The 1,014-nt window shown below is 50.5% G+C and carries 2 protein-coding genes; both read left to right on the top strand.

Annotation, left to right across the window (positions count from 1 at the left end):
• Positions 1 to 109: IS3 family transposase (locus tag EF096_RS20180; RefSeq protein WP_148079639.1), on the top strand; the 109-nt coding region annotated here is incomplete at its 5' end.
• A 632-nt stretch (positions 110 to 741) separates the two neighbouring features.
• Complete coding sequence (locus EF096_RS20175) at positions 742 to 978, top strand: hypothetical protein (protein WP_123891525.1); 237 nt, start codon at positions 742 to 744, stop codon at positions 976 to 978.
• The last annotated feature ends 36 nt before the right edge of the window (positions 979 to 1,014 follow it).

Genomic DNA, 1,014 nt, shown 5'->3' with positions numbered 1-1,014 from the left:
CAATTACATTGAGATGTTTTATAACCCAAGGCGCCGGCACGGCACGAGTGGTGACCTGTCACCGGTCGAGTACGAAAAGCGTCATTACCAGAGTCTGGCGAGTGTCTAGGATACTGGGGGCGATTCACTTTACGCTGAGCAGACGATGAGTTTGACTGTGGCGCGGAGGTTCGCATACCAGCTAGGTGTACCTTTGTTTTCTTTGATATCGGGGGAGGCGGCGCAATGTTCGGGTGTTCTCAGCGCTAGCTGGACATGTGAAATCCAACCGTCCTTTATGAACGTTCGTCATCGGCAAAGTCACGATCATCTGAAAATTAGAAAATCTCTTTTGCGCGATCTAAGGTCGAAGAAAATACCACCTTCAATACCTGAGATTGCTAAACGGTTGGGTACGTCCGTGGGCTACCTCGAATACCGGCACGGGCCTTTAGTGGAGAAACTCCGGGCTGTTCGAAAACGCGGTTTGAGCGAAGACCGTCTAAGAGTGATTCTGCTCGCACGTAGCGCTGCCGCGCAGTTTTTTTCTGAGGAGATGGAAGGGCTGAATCCACTCTCGAGAAAGCAAGCTTATCGACAGCTTAAAAAACAGACTGGCTTGCCCAAGTGGGTGCTCAAGAACGCGATACAAGAGGTGTATGTATCGCTAGAGGGGTGAATTCTGAAATGCATGAGCGACAAAGCTTGTGGTGTTATGACGGTTAGCGTTGTTCCGCGGAAGATGCGTTTAGGAGGCTCCAAATGATCAAACCAGTGCATGCTGCCGAACTACCTAATGACGTTTTGGCAAGTGTCAATTTGACTACGAGGGGGCAGGACCTTATTAATACGGTCAAATCCGGCTTCGATCACCAATGTTACAAGCTGGTTGCTAGTCATATGGGGTTAGTGCGTATTCCGGCGAACGTGACCGGTCATTCCGGTGATCGTGACCGATTTGCACACGGCCTTCACGCTGGAACGGGTTTTGTACTCTGAGCGGTCACGATGGGTCAATCGATACCGCGTTTTGAG

Source organism: Pseudomonas neustonica (assembly GCF_003797945.1).
Taxonomy (GTDB): domain Bacteria; phylum Pseudomonadota; class Gammaproteobacteria; order Pseudomonadales; family Pseudomonadaceae; genus Halopseudomonas; species Halopseudomonas neustonica.
This window is presented reverse-complemented; position numbering and strand designations above follow the sequence as displayed.